Annotated in this window: 1 protein-coding gene; it reads left to right on the top strand. The window is 67.8% G+C overall.

Annotated elements, in window-relative coordinates:
- The coding region (locus AC1D1G_RS45810) for a condensation domain-containing protein (protein ID WP_477957013.1) at window positions 1-658 on the top strand (658 nt) is incomplete at both ends.

Here is a 658-nt window from a genome sequence, read left to right as displayed (position 1 = left end):
ACCTACTGGACCACCACACTCACCAACCTCCCCGACACCCTCCCCCTCCCCACCGACCGACCCCGACCCACCCACCGCACCCACCACGGGGATCGGGTCGTGTTCCACATCGGACGGGACCTGCACCGGTCACTAGTGGCGCTCGCGCGGCAGAACAACTCGACGCTCTTCATGGCGATTCACGCGGTATTCGCCGTCCTCCTCGCCCGCCTCAGCGGCAGTTCCGACATCGTGATCGGCACCCCCGTCGCCGGCCGCCCCGATCCCCGGCTGGACCCATTGGTCGGCATGTTCGTCAACACACTCGCCCTGCGCACGCCTGTCGACGGCTCCCGGTCGTTCACCGAGGTACTAGACCGCACCAGGGACGTCGATCTCGGCGCCTTCCTGCACGCCGACCTGCCCTTCGAGCGCGTCGTCGAGGCCGTGGATCCGGCGCGGTCGACCTCCCGCTCACCGCTGTTCCAGGTGTCCCTCGAGTTCGAGAGCGTCCAGCGACCAGAGATCACGCTGCCGGACCTGACCGTCACGGTCGCGGAGTACACGCCGCCCGTCGTCAAGGTCGATCTCGAACTGGTGGTCGCCGAGACGTTCGACGAGTCCGGTGCACCGGACGGGATCGCCGCCGGATTCACCTATGCCACCGACATCTTCGACG

This window comes from Rhodococcus sp. P3_B8, assembly GCF_056402775.1.
Note: the sequence above shows the minus strand (reverse complement) of the source record. Positions and strands in the feature narration are given on the sequence as shown.